This is a genomic window from Bradyrhizobium sp. (assembly GCF_017881085.1).
Taxonomy (GTDB): Bacteria; Pseudomonadota; Alphaproteobacteria; order Rhizobiales; family Xanthobacteraceae; genus Bradyrhizobium.
Window position 1 is genome coordinate 1 of sequence record NZ_JADGRI010000103.1, and the last position, 15397, is coordinate 15397.

The 15397-nt window shown below is 63.9% G+C and carries 13 protein-coding genes and 1 pseudogene; 7 read left to right on the forward strand and 7 right to left on the reverse strand.

Annotated features, from left to right (window positions below):
* Window positions 1-153 (reverse strand): annotated as a pseudogene (locus QZ213_RS12215) (nuclear transport factor 2 family protein); the annotation flags it as partial.
* A gap of 371 nt (window positions 154-524) precedes the next feature.
* Between QZ213_RS12215 and QZ213_RS12220 the strand changes: the two are divergent.
* The 4 genes from QZ213_RS12220 to QZ213_RS12235 all read left to right on the forward strand — a co-directional run bounded on the left by QZ213_RS12220 (window position 525) and on the right by QZ213_RS12235 (window position 3235).
* A complete protein-coding gene (locus QZ213_RS12220; RefSeq protein ID WP_291686329.1) occupies window positions 525-1469 on the forward strand; it encodes a metallophosphoesterase in 945 nt (314 codons plus the stop codon).
* Between the two features lie 14 nt (window positions 1470-1483).
* Window positions 1484-1828, forward strand: coding sequence for a cupredoxin family copper-binding protein (locus QZ213_RS12225; RefSeq protein WP_291686330.1), 345 nt, complete (start codon window positions 1484-1486; stop codon window positions 1826-1828).
* A 91-nt stretch (window positions 1829-1919) separates the two neighbouring features.
* The gene (locus QZ213_RS12230) at window positions 1920-2480 is read left to right on the forward strand and encodes a sigma-70 family RNA polymerase sigma factor (protein WP_291686331.1); all 561 of its coding nucleotides are present in this window, start codon (window positions 1920-1922) and stop codon (window positions 2478-2480) included.
* Entirely contained in the window at window positions 2477-3235 is a 759-nt protein-coding gene (locus QZ213_RS12235; protein ID WP_291686332.1) for an anti-sigma factor, read from the forward strand. The genes QZ213_RS12230 and QZ213_RS12235 overlap by 4 nt, the downstream gene beginning before the upstream one ends.
* A gap of 86 nt (window positions 3236-3321) precedes the next feature.
* Here the strand turns inward: QZ213_RS12235 and hpnO are convergent, their stop codons facing one another.
* On the reverse strand, window positions 3322-4713 hold the full coding sequence (gene hpnO / locus QZ213_RS12240) for an aminobacteriohopanetriol synthase HpnO (RefSeq protein ID WP_291686333.1): 1392 nt from the start codon (window positions 4711-4713) through the stop codon (window positions 3322-3324).
* A gap of 136 nt (window positions 4714-4849) precedes the next feature.
* Here hpnO and QZ213_RS12245 point away from each other — a divergent pair, with 136 nt between their 5' ends.
* Complete coding sequence (locus tag QZ213_RS12245) at window positions 4850-5473, forward strand: DUF2147 domain-containing protein (RefSeq protein WP_291686334.1); 624 nt, start codon at window positions 4850-4852, stop codon at window positions 5471-5473.
* On the opposite strand, the gene QZ213_RS12250 is transcribed toward QZ213_RS12245, so the two are convergent.
* Entirely contained in the window at window positions 5441-8029 is a 2589-nt protein-coding gene (locus QZ213_RS12250; protein WP_291686335.1) for an MMPL family transporter, read from the reverse strand. The two genes, QZ213_RS12245 and QZ213_RS12250, sit on opposite strands and share 33 nt — an antisense overlap.
* 439 nt (window positions 8030-8468) lie before the next feature.
* Between QZ213_RS12250 and ispH the strand changes: the two genes are divergently transcribed.
* Together ispH and hpnH are read left to right on the forward strand one after the other, a co-directional pair.
* Window positions 8469-9395 (forward strand): 4-hydroxy-3-methylbut-2-enyl diphosphate reductase, encoded by a 927-nt coding sequence (ispH, locus tag QZ213_RS12255; RefSeq protein ID WP_291686336.1) that lies wholly within the window; start codon window positions 8469-8471, stop codon window positions 9393-9395.
* 33 nt (window positions 9396-9428) lie between these two features.
* Window positions 9429-10577 carry an adenosyl-hopene transferase HpnH gene (gene hpnH, locus QZ213_RS12260; RefSeq protein WP_291686337.1) on the forward strand — a complete coding sequence of 383 codons (1149 nt, stop codon included), beginning with the start codon at window positions 9429-9431 and terminating at the stop codon, window positions 10575-10577.
* On the opposite strand, the gene QZ213_RS12265 is transcribed toward hpnH, so the two are convergent.
* The 4 genes from QZ213_RS12265 to hpnD all read right to left on the reverse strand — a co-directional run.
* Window positions 10518-11252, reverse strand: a complete 735-nt coding sequence (locus tag QZ213_RS12265; protein WP_291686338.1) for a phosphorylase — start codon at window positions 11250-11252, stop codon at window positions 10518-10520. The two genes, hpnH and QZ213_RS12265, sit on opposite strands and share 60 nt — an antisense overlap.
* Entirely contained in the window at window positions 11249-13237 is a 1989-nt protein-coding gene (gene shc, locus QZ213_RS12270) for a squalene--hopene cyclase (RefSeq protein ID WP_291686339.1), read from the reverse strand. The genes QZ213_RS12265 and shc overlap by 4 nt, the downstream gene beginning before the upstream one ends.
* Window positions 13238-13361: 124 nt before the next feature.
* Window positions 13362-14615, reverse strand: coding sequence for a hydroxysqualene dehydroxylase HpnE (gene hpnE, locus QZ213_RS12275; protein WP_291686340.1), 1254 nt, complete (start codon window positions 14613-14615; stop codon window positions 13362-13364).
* Window positions 14615-15397, reverse strand: a 783-nt coding sequence (gene hpnD, locus QZ213_RS12280) for a presqualene diphosphate synthase HpnD (RefSeq protein WP_291686341.1), incomplete at its 5' end; no start/stop codon positions are given. The genes hpnE and hpnD, both read right to left, overlap by 1 nt.

Here is a 15397-nt window from a genome sequence, read left to right on the forward strand (position 1 = left end):
CTGAATGTTGTTCCGGCCGCGGATCCGCTCGCCCGATTGCGGATAATCAAGTACGGCATCCTCGCGGTAGATTTCATGTTCAACCTCGAAATCGCTCGCATCCGAAGCATTCCAATGGCGCTCCAGCGCCATCCGCACGGTTCGATGGTCCATCTCAATCTCCCACCTGCAAGTAACCCGACCGAAGGCCATTTAGGTCAGCATGCGACATTGGAAATGGAAGTGGTCGTCAATTTAGGCTGGCCCTCTTCGTCTGTATGTCAGGAGCCGAGCAGGCCGTGAATGGCCCTCAAGGCTTCAGATCGCGCTAATACAAGGATGGGTGGAGCGTAGCGATACCTGTCGCACCCGCTCGAACACCGAAAACCAGCGCCAAACCGATGGGTTTCGCAAGTGCACCACCCATCTCTTCCTCACGAAATCGTCATCGATTTGGCCCGCCGATCCCGCCGGGCCGGGAATAAACCCGCCCCCGCCCGATCAAGCCCCTGGAAACCCAATCAAGGGTCCGAGGAGAACAGGCGATGAGCGATCACGATCATCATGAAGACAAGCCCGGCGTCAGCCGCCGCAAGGTACTGGAATGCATGACCTGGGCCGGTACCGGCGTGCTGTGGACCATTTCCGGCGGCGTGCCGCGTTCGCTGGGGCTGGTCGATTCCGCGCTGGCCGCCGAGCCGGCCGGGCTGACCTTCCTGCAGATCAGCGACAGCCATGTCGGCTTCGACAAGCCGGCCAATCCGAACGCGCTCGGCACGCTCGAGGAAGCCATCAACCGGGTCAAGGCGATTCCGGTAAAGCCGTCGTTCATGATCCACACCGGCGATATCAGCCATCTGTCGAAGGCGGCCGAGTTCGACGATGCCGACCGCATCATCTCGCAGGCCAAGCTCGACGTGCATTACGTGCCGGGCGAGCACGACTTCCTCGATGAAGAAGTCAAGTTCTACAAGGAGCGCTATGGCAAGGGCGCCAAGGGCGCAGGCTGGTATTCGTTCGACGCCAACGGCGTCCACTTCATCGGCCTCGTCAATGTGGTGGACCTCAAGGCCGGCGGGCTGGGCAATCTCGGCGCCGAGCAGCTCGCATGGCTGGAGGACGACCTCAAGGGAAAATCGACATCCACCCCGATCGTGGTGTTCGCCCATATCCCGCTGTGGACGGTGTATCCGCAATGGGGCTGGGGCACCGAGGACGGCGCCCGCGCGCTGGATTACCTCAAGGGCTTCGGCTCGGTGACCGTGCTGAACGGCCACATCCACCAGGTGATGCAGAAGGTCGAGGGCAACGTCACCTTCCACACCGCGCGCTCGACCGCCTTCCCGCAGCCGGCGCCGGGCACCGCGCCCTCGCCCGGCCCGATGAAGGTCGAAGACAGCAAGCTTCGCACCTTGCTCGGCGTCGCCAGCATCAACTTCAAGCCGGGCGATCAGCGCCTCGCGATCATCGACACGCCGCTGCAGGGCTAAAGGGAAGTTGTGAGATGATGTCCGTAACCCTGCGCAGCCTTGGCAGACTTGCCATCGCCGCGGCGATTTCCCTGTGTCTCGGCGGCGCCCACGCTTACGCCGAGGATGCCAATCCGACGACCAACGTGACGATCGACAATTTCACCTTTGCGCCGGCGGAGCTGACGGTGAAGGTCGGCACGACCGTGACCTGGACCAACCACGACGACATACCCCACACGGTGGTCTCCGCGGGAAAGTTCAGGTCGAAGACGCTCGATACCGACAACAGCTTTTCGTTCACCTTCACGGCGGCCGGCGACTACAAGTATTTTTGTTCGCTGCACCCGCACATGACCGGAATGATCAAGGTTGAATAGCCCGACGAACCAAGGCATCACAGCACTGCCCGGCCGGTGGATCGAAGCCGGCCGGGCAGCAACGTTTTCGACGAAAGCCGGGCCAAGCGCGATGCCGGTCAACGCGGCCAACGACGATCCCGAGAAGGCGCGGCGCTTTCGCGACGCGGCGTTGCCGCATCTTGACGACGTCTACACGCTGGCGCGCTATCTGCTGCGCGACGCCAGCGATGCCGAGGACGCCGTGCAAGAATGTTACTTGCGGGCGCTGAAGCATTTCGACAGTTATCGCGGGCCGGCGATGAAGCCCTGGCTGCTGGCGATCCTGCGCAATGTCTGCCGCGCCGAATATGCCCGGCGCGCCAGTTCACCCACCGGCGCCATCGAAGACGTCGCCGACAAGGAAGAGCAGACGCCGCTGTGGAGCGAGGCGCCGGAAACGCCGGAAACCCACATTCTGCGCCAGCGCGACGCCAGCACGATCCGCCGGCTGGTGAGCGCGCTGGCCGAACCGTTCCGGGAGACCTTCGTCCTGCGCGAAATCCAGAACCTTTCCTATCGCGAGATCGCCGATCTCGCGGACGTGCCTGTGGGCACCGTGATGTCGCGTCTCGCGCGCGCCCGCGCCATGCTGCGCTCCGCATGGATGGCGGAACAGGAGCCACCGAAATGACCTGCGACGAGGCTGAAATTCTCCTGCACGCGCTGGTCGACGGCGAACTCGACGCCGGGCACGCGCGCGAGGTCGAAGCGCATATCGCCACCTGCCCGCGCTGCACCGCCGAACTTGCCGCTATCAGCGAAATGCACCAGGCGATCGCCGATGCCGACCTGCGTTACACCGCGCCTGTGGCGCTGCGCCGGCGGATCGAGGCGGCGTTGCCGCAAGCCCAGGCGCCGAGCCGGCGCGCGGTGCTGCGGGGCTTTGCGATGGGATCGGCGGTCTCGGCGATCGCAGCCACCGGCCTGGTCGCCATCGTGCTGCGCAACGACGACGAATCCCGCATCACCTCCGAGATCGTCTCGGCGCATCTGCGCTCGCTGCAGGCCGGACATCTCACCGACGTGCTCTCGACCGACCAGCACACCGTAAAACCCTGGTTCAACGGCAGGCTCGACGTCGCGCCGCCGGTGATCGACCTCACCGCGCTGGGCTTCACGCTGATCGGCGGCCGGCTCGATTATGTCGACGCCCGCCCCGTCGGCGCCATCGTCTACCGCCGCCGCCTGCACGTGATCAACCTCTTCGTCGCGCAGACCGCGAACAGCGAGACCCGCGCGGCGAGGACCGAAACGTTTCAGGGATTCAATATCCGAAGCTGGAGCGAGGGCGGGCTGAACTACTGGGCCGTGAGCGATATCGCCGCCGACGAACTCACCGAGTTCAGCGACAAGTTCCAGACGGCGATGAAGACAAGCGCGGGGTGAGTCTTGAACTGTCGTGTGATGCGGCGGGTCTTCGCAATCTCTCTCCTCGTCCTGCGAAAGCTTTCGCAGGGACGACGAGAGCCTGGTCAAGCCGATTTGCGCACCGCGTTGTCGACCAGCGTCTTGCCGAGCGACCAGATCGCGCCGGGGACCTTGTGGCTGGAGGCGATCACGGTGTCGAACGCGGTCTCGATCCAGTTGCAGTCTTCCTCGGTGATGGTCAGGGGCGGCAACAGTTTTATCGTATGGCTGCCGTGGCCGGAGACCTGCGTCAGGATCTTGTGATCCTTGAACAGCGGCACGGTGATGAGCTGGCAGAACAAGCCCTTGTTGGCGGTTTCCAGCACGCTCCACGACGCCTTCAGCCGCAGCGATTTCGGCGGCCCGAACTCAACGCCGATCATCAGTCCCTTGCCGCGTACTTCCTTCAGCAATTCGTAGCCGGGAACCATCCGGGTCAGCGCCAGCCGGAGCTCGGCGCCGCGCTTGGCGGCGGCCTCGATCAGTTTTTCGGACTCGATCACCTCAAGCGTGGCGATGCCGGCCGCCATCGCCAGATCATTTTTCGCAAACGTCGAGCCATGCACGACCGCGCGATCCATCTGGTTGAAGATCTTGTCGAAGATGGATTTGCGGGTCAGGAGCGCCCCGACCGGAACATGGCCGCCCGACAGCGCCTTGGCGAGCAGCACCATGTCGGGCTCGACATTCCAGTGCTCGACCGCGAGGAAACGGCCGGTGCGGCCGATCCCGGTCTGGATTTCGTCGGCGACGAACAGCGTGCCGTATTTCCTGCAAAGCGCGGCGGCGCCCGGCAGGAACTCGTCGGTAGGCATGTTGACGCCCTTGCCCTGGATCGGCTCGACGATGAAGGCGGCGACCTGGCGCGACGACAGCGCCTGCTCCAGCGCCGCGAGATCGTTAAAAGGGATCGGCGTGCACCCCGGCAGCAGCGGCTCGAAGCCGGCACGGAAATTGGGATCGTCGGTTAGCGACAGCGCACCGTAGGACAGGCCGTGAAAGGCGTGGGCGCAATACACGATGCCCGGCCGCCCGGTGGCGCCGCGGGCGAACTTGATCGCCGCCTCGACGCATTCGGCGCCCGAATTGGCGAAAAACACCTTGTCGAGATAAGGCACAAATTTCAGCAGGCGTTCCGCGAGCACGCCGGCGAGAGTCGACACGTCGAGCTGCACCAGATTGGGCAGGTCGCTGTCGAGCACGCTCTTCAAGGCCTGACGCAGCGCCGGATGGTTCCGGCCAATCGCAAAAACGCCAAAACCGCTCAGTAGGTCGAGATAGCGCGCACCCTCGCGATCATAGAGATACTGGCCTTGCCCCTTCTGAAAACCGACGTCGTAACCGATGGTCTTGAGCACCCGCACCAGCTGCTCATTTAAGTGGCGCGCATGCATGGAACTGCGCTGCGCCTGGCGGTCCACAAACATCTCGGAAACGTCTAGATTTGAATATAGCATCAGCTACATACTTCGGTTGATGGCCATTTCGTCAACTGAATTCGTCAGGCGAAAACGCTCAATGCGGCGTTTTGCCTCCGTTCGGATCACTACTTAAGCATAGGTTCAGACAATGTTGCACTGCCCCCGAAAGATCATGCGTAAAGTAGTATATTCAGGAATAGTTTTGGTGACAGGTCTTGCGCCGGCACTCGCTGTCGATCCCACCGGCGACTGGAAAGTCGCCGATGGCGTCGCCAACATCCGGGTTGCACAATGCAACGGCAGCATGTGGGGCGCCGTCGCCTGGGAACAGACACCGGGCGGCCGCGATATTCACAATCCCGATGTGTCAAAACAGAACAGGCCGAGCCTTGGGATGCCGATCCTGATCGACATGAAGAAGAAGCCCGGCACCGATGCGTGGGAAGGCCAAGTCTATAACGCCAAGGACGGGCAATTCTACAGTTCGACGATCAAGCCGGTCGATGCCGACCATCTCGAGATCCAGGGCTGCGTGCTGGGCTTTCTCTGCGGCGGCGAAACCTGGACCCGTGTCGCACCTCCCATACCCTCGAGCCCCGCCAACAGCATGGCCAAGGGCGGACCGACGACCCCAAGCGCGGCGCCCAAAGCCGCCGCCGCGAAGCCGGCCGCGGCGCCCAAGACCACCGGATCGGTGAATCCGGCCGCCAAAGGTCAGAAACAGGCGACGGCGCAGCCCGCCGATCAGGTCGGCGATATCTGTCTACTCCCCGACATCGCGGGGTTTTCCCATTAGCGCCGGCTGGAACAGCAGGACGGCAGCGAGCGTGGTGAAGAGCGACAGCGCCAGAAGCTTGCCCATGCTCGCGGTTCCCGGGTGGCTCGACAGCCAGAGGCTTCCGAACGCGGTCGCCGTCGTCATCGCGCTGAAGAAGATCGCCCGCGTCAGGCTCGATTGCAGCAGATTCGTTCTGCCCGATCGCCAGGCCGTGACATAATAGATCTTGAAAGCGACCCCGACGCCGAGCAACAGCGGCAGCGCGACGATGTTGGCGAAGTTGAGCGGCATTCCGATCAGCACGCAGATTTCCAGCGTCACCGCGCCCGCCACCAATAGCGGCACCAGCGTCAGGAGCACGTCCGTGATCCGCCGCAACGCCAGCCAGAGCAGGAACCCGATCACCAGCAGCGCCGTGATGCCGGCGTGGATGAAGGCCTTCACGACGGTGTCGCCGGATTTGAGAATCGAGACCGGCCCGCCGATCGCGTTCGGCTCGGCGGCGAGAACGGCGGCGGCAAACTTGCGCAGCGTATCGTTGTCGTTGGGATCGCCGCGCGGCAGCGCCTCGACGCGCTGCAGCCCGTCCTTGGTCTTCCACTGACTGACCAGATCCGGCGGCAGCGTCTTCAGGCTGACCGGCTGGGCCTGCAGCAAATTCTTAAGCTGGTCGAGTACCACCTTCAACGGGTTGACGAAAATCGCCTGGGTCTTGTCGCGCGTGGCCTGACTGGAATCGGCGAGCTTCGACAGCGCATCGGCCAGCCGCCGCGACGCCACCGCGCCCGGCCCCTTGGCATCGCCGGCGGTCTTGCGCAGGCTATCCGCCGATCCCTTCAAGGCCTCGACATTCTCCGCGTCCGACGGCGGGTCGTCGATGGAGTCCGGATTGAGCGCGGGATTGAGAATCCTGGCGCCTTGCGCGATCAGCTTCAGTTTCGCCGGCTGGTCTTGCGGCACAAAGGTGTCCAGCGACATCACGCGGAGCACTTCCGGCACCTTCTCCAGTCGGGCTTCGATCTTTTTCGCGTCCTCTTCCGAGTTCGTCATCACATTGATGGCGTTGGCGCCGGTGTTCGGGTCCTTTCTCAGATCGAGAAAGGTCGCGATCGATTCGACCTTGGGACTGCGCAGGTTGATCGGATTGAAGTCGAAGCGGAGGAAGTAAAGCAGCGGCAGGCCGGCGACCGCGATCAGCAGCGTGCCGACGATGATGGCGACGCGATGGTCTTCGAGAAAACGGTCGAGCGGCGCCAGGAACGCGTAGCCGACCGGCTCGATTTCCCCGGGTGGGTTGAGCAGTTTCAGGAGCGCGGGCAGCACGGTGATGCTGGTGGTAAAGGCCACCAGCATGCCGACGCCGGCGATCTCGCCGAGTTCCGAAATGCCCTTGTAGTCGGTCGGCAGGAACGACAGGAACCCGGCCGCCGTCGCCATCGCGGCGAGCGACAGCGGCACCGCGGAGCGCTCGGCCGCCTGCACCAGCGCCCCCGTCAGATCGTCGGTCTTGAAGCGCTCCGAGCGGTAGCGGACGCTGTACTGAATGCCGAAATCCACGCCGAGTCCGACGAACAGAACCGCGAACGCGATCGAGAGCAGGTTCAGCGAACCCACCATCATCAACCCGGCGGCCGTGGTGATGGAAAGGCCGATGAAGAGATTGGCGAACACCGCGAAGATGATCTTCGGCGAATGCAGCGCCATCCAGAGAATGACCAGCACGACGAGGACGGTGCCGATTCCGTTCCTGATGGCGCCGTCCTGAACGGTGGCGAATTCCTCGTTGGCGATCGGAACCGGCCCGGTCAGCCTCACCCGCGCGCCATACTCGCCCGCGAAATTGAGATCGTTCGCCGCCTGCCGGATGGCATCGGTCGCCGCCTTGCCGGGTTCCAGCGCGTTGAAGTCGAGCACCGGCTTGAACTCGATGAAGGCGCGCCGGTCGGAATCCTGCAACGGCTTGTCGCTGACGAGCTCGCGCCAGGAGAACGTGGCGGAACCCTTGTTCAGCACGTTCTCGACCGTCTGGGCGATCAGGGTGAAAGGCCGCTCGGTGCTGTCGAGCTTGACCTGTCCGCGCTTGACCCCGGCGAGCCCGGTTTCCAGCGCGCCGGTCAATCCGCGAATGCTGGGATCGCCAGCCATGATTTCGATCAGCGGGGCCGCCGATTCGAACTGTCCGGTCAGCTGGCCGACCTCGGCCACGGGCAGGAACAACAGCCCGTTTTTCTCGAAGAATTCTCCGGAGCCGAGCGGCTGAACCGATTCGAAGTTCTTCTTGTCGCCCGACAGCCTCTCCGCCAGTGCCTTGCTCGCCGAGCTGGTCAATTCCGGCGTCGGGGCCTCCACGACCGCCAGAATCGTCCGGTCGCGATCGAAGGCCTCGCCAAACTGATTATCGCGCTTGCGCCAGTCCAGATTGGCCGAAATCAGCGTGTTGATGTCGGTGTTGATGGAGAAGTGCCGGGCGGTATAATAGCCCGCCGCTATCGCAAGAATGAGTGCGACCAGAACCGTAAGAGAAGCAAACCGCGTGCAGGCTTTGACAATCGATACGACAATACGGGTCAGCACATTCTTGCTTTCTAATGTTAACGGCGCGCCGGGAAACGCCCGCTCTTTACCGGAGTTCCACAAGCCGATCTAATGTTGCTTTTTAATGTTTTCCCTGAAGGCGCGGGGACGAGGGCGCTGCAGGGTACCGGAGCGCCGAGATGCTGATATAGACCGCTTCGGCTCGCGGTAAAGTGACGAACAAGTGAGGGTTTTCAAGCTTTATTGCCTCCCCTCCGCGAAACTGTACCATAATACCGGAATTAACCTCACCGTCTTTTGGTTCGCCGTGTTCGAGAGCCGGCTTTCCTAACCGGCTGTTTTTTGAGACAAAGCCCTGTCCCTCCATGTGCTTGGGGACGTGCCGGTGCGGGAGCAGGCATGGCGCGGAGATTGCAGATATCCCGGCTGGAGGAAGATGCAGAAATGAGTTTGGTGCAACTTGCGTAACGGGCGTCCCATGGAAGTGTATCTTGCCCAGCCGCGCGGCTTTTGTGCGGGCGTCGTGCGTGCGATCGAGATCGTCGAGCGTGCGCTCGAGAAATACGGCCCGCCGGTCTATGTGCGTCACGAGATCGTCCACAATAAATACGTGGTCGAAAGCCTGAAGAATAAGGGCGCTATCTTCGTCGAGGACCTGTCGGAAGTGCCGCCCCTCGCCGTCACCGTGTTCAGCGCCCATGGCGTGGCGCGGACCGTGGAGGAGGAAGCGGCCGCCCGCGGCCTGCCGGTTCTCAACGCCACCTGCCCGCTGGTGACCAAGGTCCACAACCAGGGCAAGCGCTATATGTCGAAAGGCCGGGCGCTGGTCCTGATCGGCCATGCCGGGCACCCCGAGGTCGAGGGAACCATGGGTCAGGTTCCAGGCCCGGTGCTGCTGGTCCAAAACGTCGACGACGTGGCGGCGCTGACCCTGCCCCGGGACACCCCCGTCGCCTACATCACCCAGACTACCCTCAGCGTGGACGATACCAAGGACATCATTGGCGCGCTCCAGGGGCGTTTTACCGATATCCAAGGCCCGGACATAAGGGATATCTGCTATGCGACACAGAACCGCCAATCTGCGGTAAGGGACCTTAGTAAGCTCGTGGACGTTATCCTGGTGGTGGGGGCCGCCAACAGTTCCAACTCGAACAGGCTGCGCGAAATCGGCACCGAGGTCGGCGTCGCGAGTTATCTCATTGCCGATGGCAGCGAGCTCAACCCGGATTGGCTGAAGGACGCCAGGGCCGTGGGCATCACCGCGGGCGCCTCGGCGCCCGAGGTGCTGGTCGATGACGTGATCGAGGCGTTGCGGCGGATCGGCCCGGTGAAGGTGTCGGTGCTGCCCGGGCGTGAAGAAAATATCGAATTCCGGCTTCCGGCTGAACTGGCGGCAGGCTGATCCATTTCTCGTGAGTCCAGAAAGAAATCTGTAATGGCAATACCCTTCTTCAAGGAACTGCGTATCGGCGGCTATCTCATCAAGCAAAAGCTGATGGGCCGGAAACGCTATCCGCTGGTGCTGATGCTGGAGCCGCTGTTTCGCTGCAATCTGGCATGCGTCGGCTGCGGCAAGATCGACTATCCAGACGCGATCCTCAATCGCCGCATGTCGGCGCAGGAATGCTGGGATGCCGCCGACGAATGCGGTGCGCCGATGGTGGCGATCCCCGGCGGCGAGCCGCTGATCCACAAGGAGATCGGCGAGATCGTGCGCGGCCTCGTGGCGCGCAAGAAATTCGTCTCGCTGTGCACCAACGCGCTGCTTCTGGAAAAGAAGCTCGATCTGTTCGAGCCGTCGCCCTATCTGTTCTTCTCGGTGCATCTCGACGGCCTGAAGGACCATCACGACAAGGCGGTGTCGCAGAAGGGCGTGTTCGACCGCGCGGTCTCGGCGATCAAGGCGGCCAAGGCGCGCGGCTTCACCGTCAACGTCAACGCCACCATCTTCGACGGCCATGCGGCCGAAGACATCGCCAAGTTCCTCGACTTCACCACCGAACTCGGCGTCGGCGTTTCAATGTCGCCGGGCTATGCCTATGAGCGCGCGCCCGACCAGGAGCACTTCCTCAACCGCACCAAGACCAAGAAGCTGTTCCGCGACGTGTTTGCGCTCGGCAAGGGGAAGAAGTGGAACTTCATGCATTCCGGCCTGTTCCTGGACTTCCTGGCCGGCAACCAGAACTACGAATGCACCCCGTGGGGCATGCCGGCGCGCAACATTTTCGGCTGGCAGAAGCCCTGCTACCTGCTCGGCGAGGGCTATACCCAGACCTTCAAGGAACTGATGGAGACGACGGACTGGGAGACCTACGGCACCGGCAAGTACGAGAAGTGCGCCGACTGCATGGCGCATTGCGGCTACGAGCCGACCGCGGCCAACGCAGCCCTGAACAATCCGTTGAAGGCGATGTGGGTGGCGCTGCGCGGCGTGCGCACCAGCGGTCCGATGGCGCCCGAGATCAATCTCGATCACCAGCGCCCGGCGCAGTATATCTTCTCCGCCGAGGTGCAGAAGCGCCTGTCAGAGATCCGCCGCGACGAGGCTCTCGCCGCCGAGCAGAAAGCCTCGACAGCCGCGTAACGAGCGCAGCGCGCGGTTGAAATCGATTCCGGTCGAGACCAGCGCGCGCAGCGTCATCGGGTTGCGCGCCACCCCGCGCAGCACCTTGCGCAGATCGATATCGCCGTTCGGCTTGATCGCCGACATCGCCAGCGCCGGCAGGGCGCGGCTGGCAGGGTCGGCGATGACCCGCAGCGCGGCGAAGGGAAGATCGGCTTCGGCGGCGTAGGCGGCTGCGATGTGGCTCTCCATGTCGACGGCGGCAGCCCCCGTCTCCGAGTGCAGCGCGGCCTTGACGTGCCGGGCGACGACCACCTGCTCGGCCCCCGCGAGGCTGCCCCTGACCACGCGCCGGCGTCCAAGAGCCACGCCGGCGATCATCTCTTCGTTCAGCGGCAGGCCGGCCAGCCAGCGGGTGTCGCCGGCCAGCACCTCGGTCGCCACCACGACGTCACCCGATTTCAATGAAGGATCCAGCCCCCCGGCAACGCCGAAGCTGATGACGCCCCTGATCGTCGTGGGGTCGAACACCGTGAGCAGGGCCCGCAATTGCTGCGGATCGCTACTGCTGCAGACGACGGTCATGCCGGGCCCGGCCGCGATGCGGGCCTCCTGCACAAGACCAGTCACAATCAATACCGGCCGCGGGTCAATTCGACCGCCCGCGGACCTGCCGTCCCTCGCCCCCAACTTCACATTCCGACCCCTACCACCCTGCTGTTGGTGTTCCTCAGATTCCGATACCGCGCCAACGCCCAGAGCGGAAAGAACTTCGGATACCCATGATAGCGTAGATAAAACACCCGAGGAAAGCCCGTTGCCGTGTAGCGCTGCTCGTCCCACAGCCCTTTTTGGCCCTGTGTGTCTATCAAGTACTGCACGCCACGGGCGACTGCCGGGTGCCCAACCTCGCCCGCCGCCATCAGACCAAGCAAGGCCCATGCCGTTTGCGAGGCGGTGGTCGGGGCGCCCTCGAATCCCCGGTAGTCGAGCTTGTAGCTGGTGGCATCCTCGCCCCAGCCGCCGTCCTCGTTCTGGATCGAAACCAGCCAGTCCACCGCCTTGCGCATCATCGGGTCCTGGTGGTCGACGCCCGCGGCATTGAGCGCGCACAATACCGACCAGGTCCCGTAGATGTAGTTCAGCCCCCAGCGGCCATACCAGGATCCCTCCGCGAGCTGGGTGCGGCGCAGATAGGCGATCCCGTCGGCTACCGTCTTGCTGCCCTGAACGGTCTCGCCGAGCTGGGCCAGCATCGAGATGCAGCGGGCGGTGACGTCCTCGGTCGGCGGGTCGAGCAGCGCGCCGTGATCGGAGAACGGAATGTTGTTGAGATAATATTCGAGATTGTTGACGTCGAAGGCGGCCCAGCCACCATCGCGGCTTTGCATGCCCTCGATCCACTCGCGGCCGCGGGCGATCGCGGCATCGTACTCGTGGCTCTGGTCGGCGCGCTGGACGCGATCCATCGCCATCACCACGACCGCGGTGTCGTCGAGGTCGGGATAATAGTCGTTGTTGTACTGGAAGGCCCAGCCGCCCGGGCGCACCTCGGGGCGCTTCACCGCCCAGTCGCCCTTGACGTCCAGCACCTGCTTCGGCTTCAGCCAGTCGAGACCCTGTTTGGCCGGGGCCAGCGCCTCCTCGCCGCCGGCCTCGAGCAGGGCATGACAGGTCAGCGAAGTGTCCCACACCGGCGAGACGCAGGGCTGGCAATAGGCCTCGTGCTCGCCGATCACCAGAAGCTTGTCGAGCCCCCGCCGGGTGATCGCGCGCGGCGGATACTCGGCTCCCTTGCCCAGCACCTCGTACATCATCACCGTGTTGGCCATCGGCGGATAGATCGCGCCCAGCCCGTCCTCGCCGTTGAGCCGTTCTTCGATAAAGGCCACGGCCGCCTCGATCGCCCGCGCGCGCGATTTCCTGGGAAACCACGGCTCGATCGCCCGCAACACGCTGTCCAGCCCACGGAAGAGCAGGAACCAGCCCCAGCTCTGATGCGGCGCCTTCGCCGTCATGCCGATCGAATGCGGCGCCTGCAGGAACAGCTCGTCGATGCCGACGCCACTGACGTTTTTCGCGCGCGGCTTCAGCGCCGCCAACACCATCAGCGGCACGATCGTGGTGCGCGCCCAATACGAGATCTTGTTGATATGGAACGGCGACCACATCGGCAGCAGCATGATCTCGACCGGCAATACCGGCACGCTGCGCCATGTCATCACCCCGAACATCGCCAGCATGAAGCGGGTGAAGACGTTGCTGTGGACGGCGCCGCCGCGCGAGCGGATCGCCTCGCGCGCGCGCACCATGTGCGGGGCATCGGGGGCATCGCCGATCATCTTCAGCGCGAAATAGGCTTTCACGCTGGCGCTCATGTCGAAATCGCCGTCGTGCACCAGCGGCCAGCCGCCATGGGCGCCCTGAACCCGGCGCAGGTAATTGGCGATCTTGGCTTCGAGCAAGGTGTCGACGGGCTCGCCGAGATAGTGGCGAAGCAGCACGTACTCCGCCGGGATCGTGCAATCGGCTTCCAGTTCGAACACCCAGTGCCCGTCCGGTTGACGGTAGCCGAGCAGCGCGCGCGTCGCAGACGCGATGCTCGCCTCCAGGGCTTGCCCGGCTGCTTGACCCGCTGCTTGGCGGGCTTCGATTCCAGCTGACTTATCGACGGAATGCATCAGGCTCGACATCTCCTGTATTGGCCTTGCTAAGTTACACCCAAAAACCGTTCCATGTCCTTGAATTAACGCGATTTCTTGACACGAACCGGTCTCCGCTTGGCTCGAAGAGGCTTTAAGGCGATCAGGACCGCCGCATGGCAAGCACGAGGTCGGCGGCACGGTTTCCCGACCGCACCGATCCCTCGATCGTCGCCGGCAACCCCGTATCAGTCCAGTCGCCGGCGAGAAACAGGTTTTTCCAAGCCGTTGCCGCACGCGGCCGCAGCGCATTCTGTTCCGGCGTGGCCTCGAAAGTCGCACGGCGCTCGCGCACGATCTGCCAGGGCGGCAGGTCGCCCTGCACGCCGCCGGCTTTGCAGACGTCCTGCCAGATCGCCTGGGCGAGTTCCTCGCGCGGCATATCGACCAGCCGGTCACCATTGCTGATGGTGACCGACAGGCGCTGGGGGAACGCGAACAGCCATTCCACCAGCCCGCCGACGACGCCGAGCAGCGGCGGCATGTCCTTGGGCGGATCGAAGCGGAAATGGGCGTTCACGATCGCCCGGAACTTGGTCGGCGTCTTCAGCCCCGGCAGCAGCGAGGCCGCCGGGCGCGGCGGAACGGCCATGACCACGGCGTCGTCGGGCCCGATGGCGACGCTGTCGCCGCCAAATTTCAATTCGCCGACGCGTCCTGCGGACATGCCGAACTCGCGCAGCTCGTGTCCGAACTGGACGCTGGCGCCCTTGTCCTGCAACAGCCTGATCGCAGGCTCGACCAGGACCGCGCTCAAACCCTCGCGCGCGATCAGCGGCCGGCAGGCTTGGCCGCCCGCCAGCAGGGTCTCGCGCACCACCGCGCCCGCGAGCCCCGCCGAGCCCTCCGGCGGGTCGACGTTCAGCGCCGCCAGCAACAGCGGCTGCACCAGACGCTGGTACAGCGTCCCCTCGCAGGGGATCGCGTTGCCGACCAGCTTGCTCTGCGCTGCCCATATCAGAGGCATCAGCGCGAGATAATCGCGCAAACCCGTATCGGGCACCCGGCGCGACTCGTCGAACACCCATAGCGGCAGCCGGCTCTCGCCGAGGTCCAGCTGCCAGCGCTGTCCGGTGGCAAGATCGACGAACGGAAACTGGGCGCGCTTCGGCCCGACCAGCCCGGCCTCGGTGCCGATCGAGCGCGCGTAAGCCAGCGCGTGACGGTTGCCTGAAAGCAGGAGGTGGTTGCCGTTGTCGATGGTCAGGTTGGTGGCCGCGTCGAAATAGGAGCGGCAACGGCCGCCGGCCTGTTGCGTGGCCTCATGGAGGTGCACCATGAAACCGGCATTGACCAGCCGAATGGCGGCCGAGAGCCCTGAAATTCCGGCGCCGATGATATGAACGGTGTTTTGCATCAGATGATCGCGTAGCGGAGAACAATGGCGATGCGGGCCATCTTGTTGACGCGGACCGGCGTGCGAGGGGGCGCAAATCCGCGCTCGACGAGAAGATCCAGTATCGCGCGATAATATTTCGACATGATCCTCGGCGCGCGCACCACGCGCCGCTTGTTGCGGCTCATGACTTCATCGGCCTTCTGGAAATGCATTCTGGCCCGCTCGGCGAGCGGCAGGCAAACTTTGGGCAGCGCCCGGTCGGCGATCACCTTCACCGGATCATCGCTGGTGATCCCGGCAAGCAGCAGGCTTTCGCGCGGCAGATACAGCCGGCCGAGCCCGGCATCCTCGTCGACGTCGCGCAGGATATTGGTCAATTGCAGCGCGCGGCCGAGATGATGCGCAAGCTGAATGCCGTCGGCCTCGGGAAGTCCGAACACCCGCACCGACAGCCTGCCGACCGCGCTCGCCACGCGGTCGCAATACAGATCGAGCGTCGCCAGATCGGGGGCGCGGATATCCTGCGGCACGTCCATCTCCATGCCGTCGACGATAGCCAGAAAATCCTCGCGCTTCAGATCGAATTTGCGGACTGAGGCGACATAATCGGAGAGCCGCGGCGGCGGATGGCCCTGGTACAGCGCGTCGATATCGTCGCGCCATTGCTGCAGCGCCTTGAGCCGCTCGGGCCGCGGCCCGTCGGAATCGGCGATGTCGTCGACCTGCCGGCAGAAGCTGTAGATCTGAAACATCGCCTCGCGCTGCTCGCGCGGCAGGATGCGCATCGCCGCGTAGAACGA

Bases quoted from the DNA above. Each gene is read 5' to 3' on its own strand.
- QZ213_RS12220 (WP_291686329.1), top strand. From the start codon at position 525: ATGAGCGATCACGATCATCATGAAGACAAGCCCGGCGTCAGCCGCCGC.
- QZ213_RS12225 (WP_291686330.1), top strand. From the start codon at position 1,484: ATGATGTCCGTAACCCTGCGCAGCCTTGGCAGACTTGCCATCGCCGCG.
- QZ213_RS12230 (WP_291686331.1), top strand. From the start codon at position 1,920: ATGCCGGTCAACGCGGCCAACGACGATCCCGAGAAGGCGCGGCGCTTT.
- QZ213_RS12235 (WP_291686332.1), top strand. From the start codon at position 2,477: ATGACCTGCGACGAGGCTGAAATTCTCCTGCACGCGCTGGTCGACGGC.
- hpnO (WP_291686333.1), bottom strand. From the start codon at position 4,713: ATGCTATATTCAAATCTAGACGTTTCCGAGATGTTTGTGGACCGCCAG.
- QZ213_RS12245 (WP_291686334.1), top strand. From the start codon at position 4,850: ATGCGTAAAGTAGTATATTCAGGAATAGTTTTGGTGACAGGTCTTGCG.
- ispH (WP_291686336.1), top strand. From the start codon at position 8,469: ATGGAAGTGTATCTTGCCCAGCCGCGCGGCTTTTGTGCGGGCGTCGTG.
- hpnH (WP_291686337.1), top strand. From the start codon at position 9,429: ATGGCAATACCCTTCTTCAAGGAACTGCGTATCGGCGGCTATCTCATC.
- shc (WP_291686339.1), bottom strand. From the start codon at position 13,237: ATGCATTCCGTCGATAAGTCAGCTGGAATCGAAGCCCGCCAAGCAGCG.
- hpnE (WP_291686340.1), bottom strand. From the start codon at position 14,615: ATGCAAAACACCGTTCATATCATCGGCGCCGGAATTTCAGGGCTCTCG.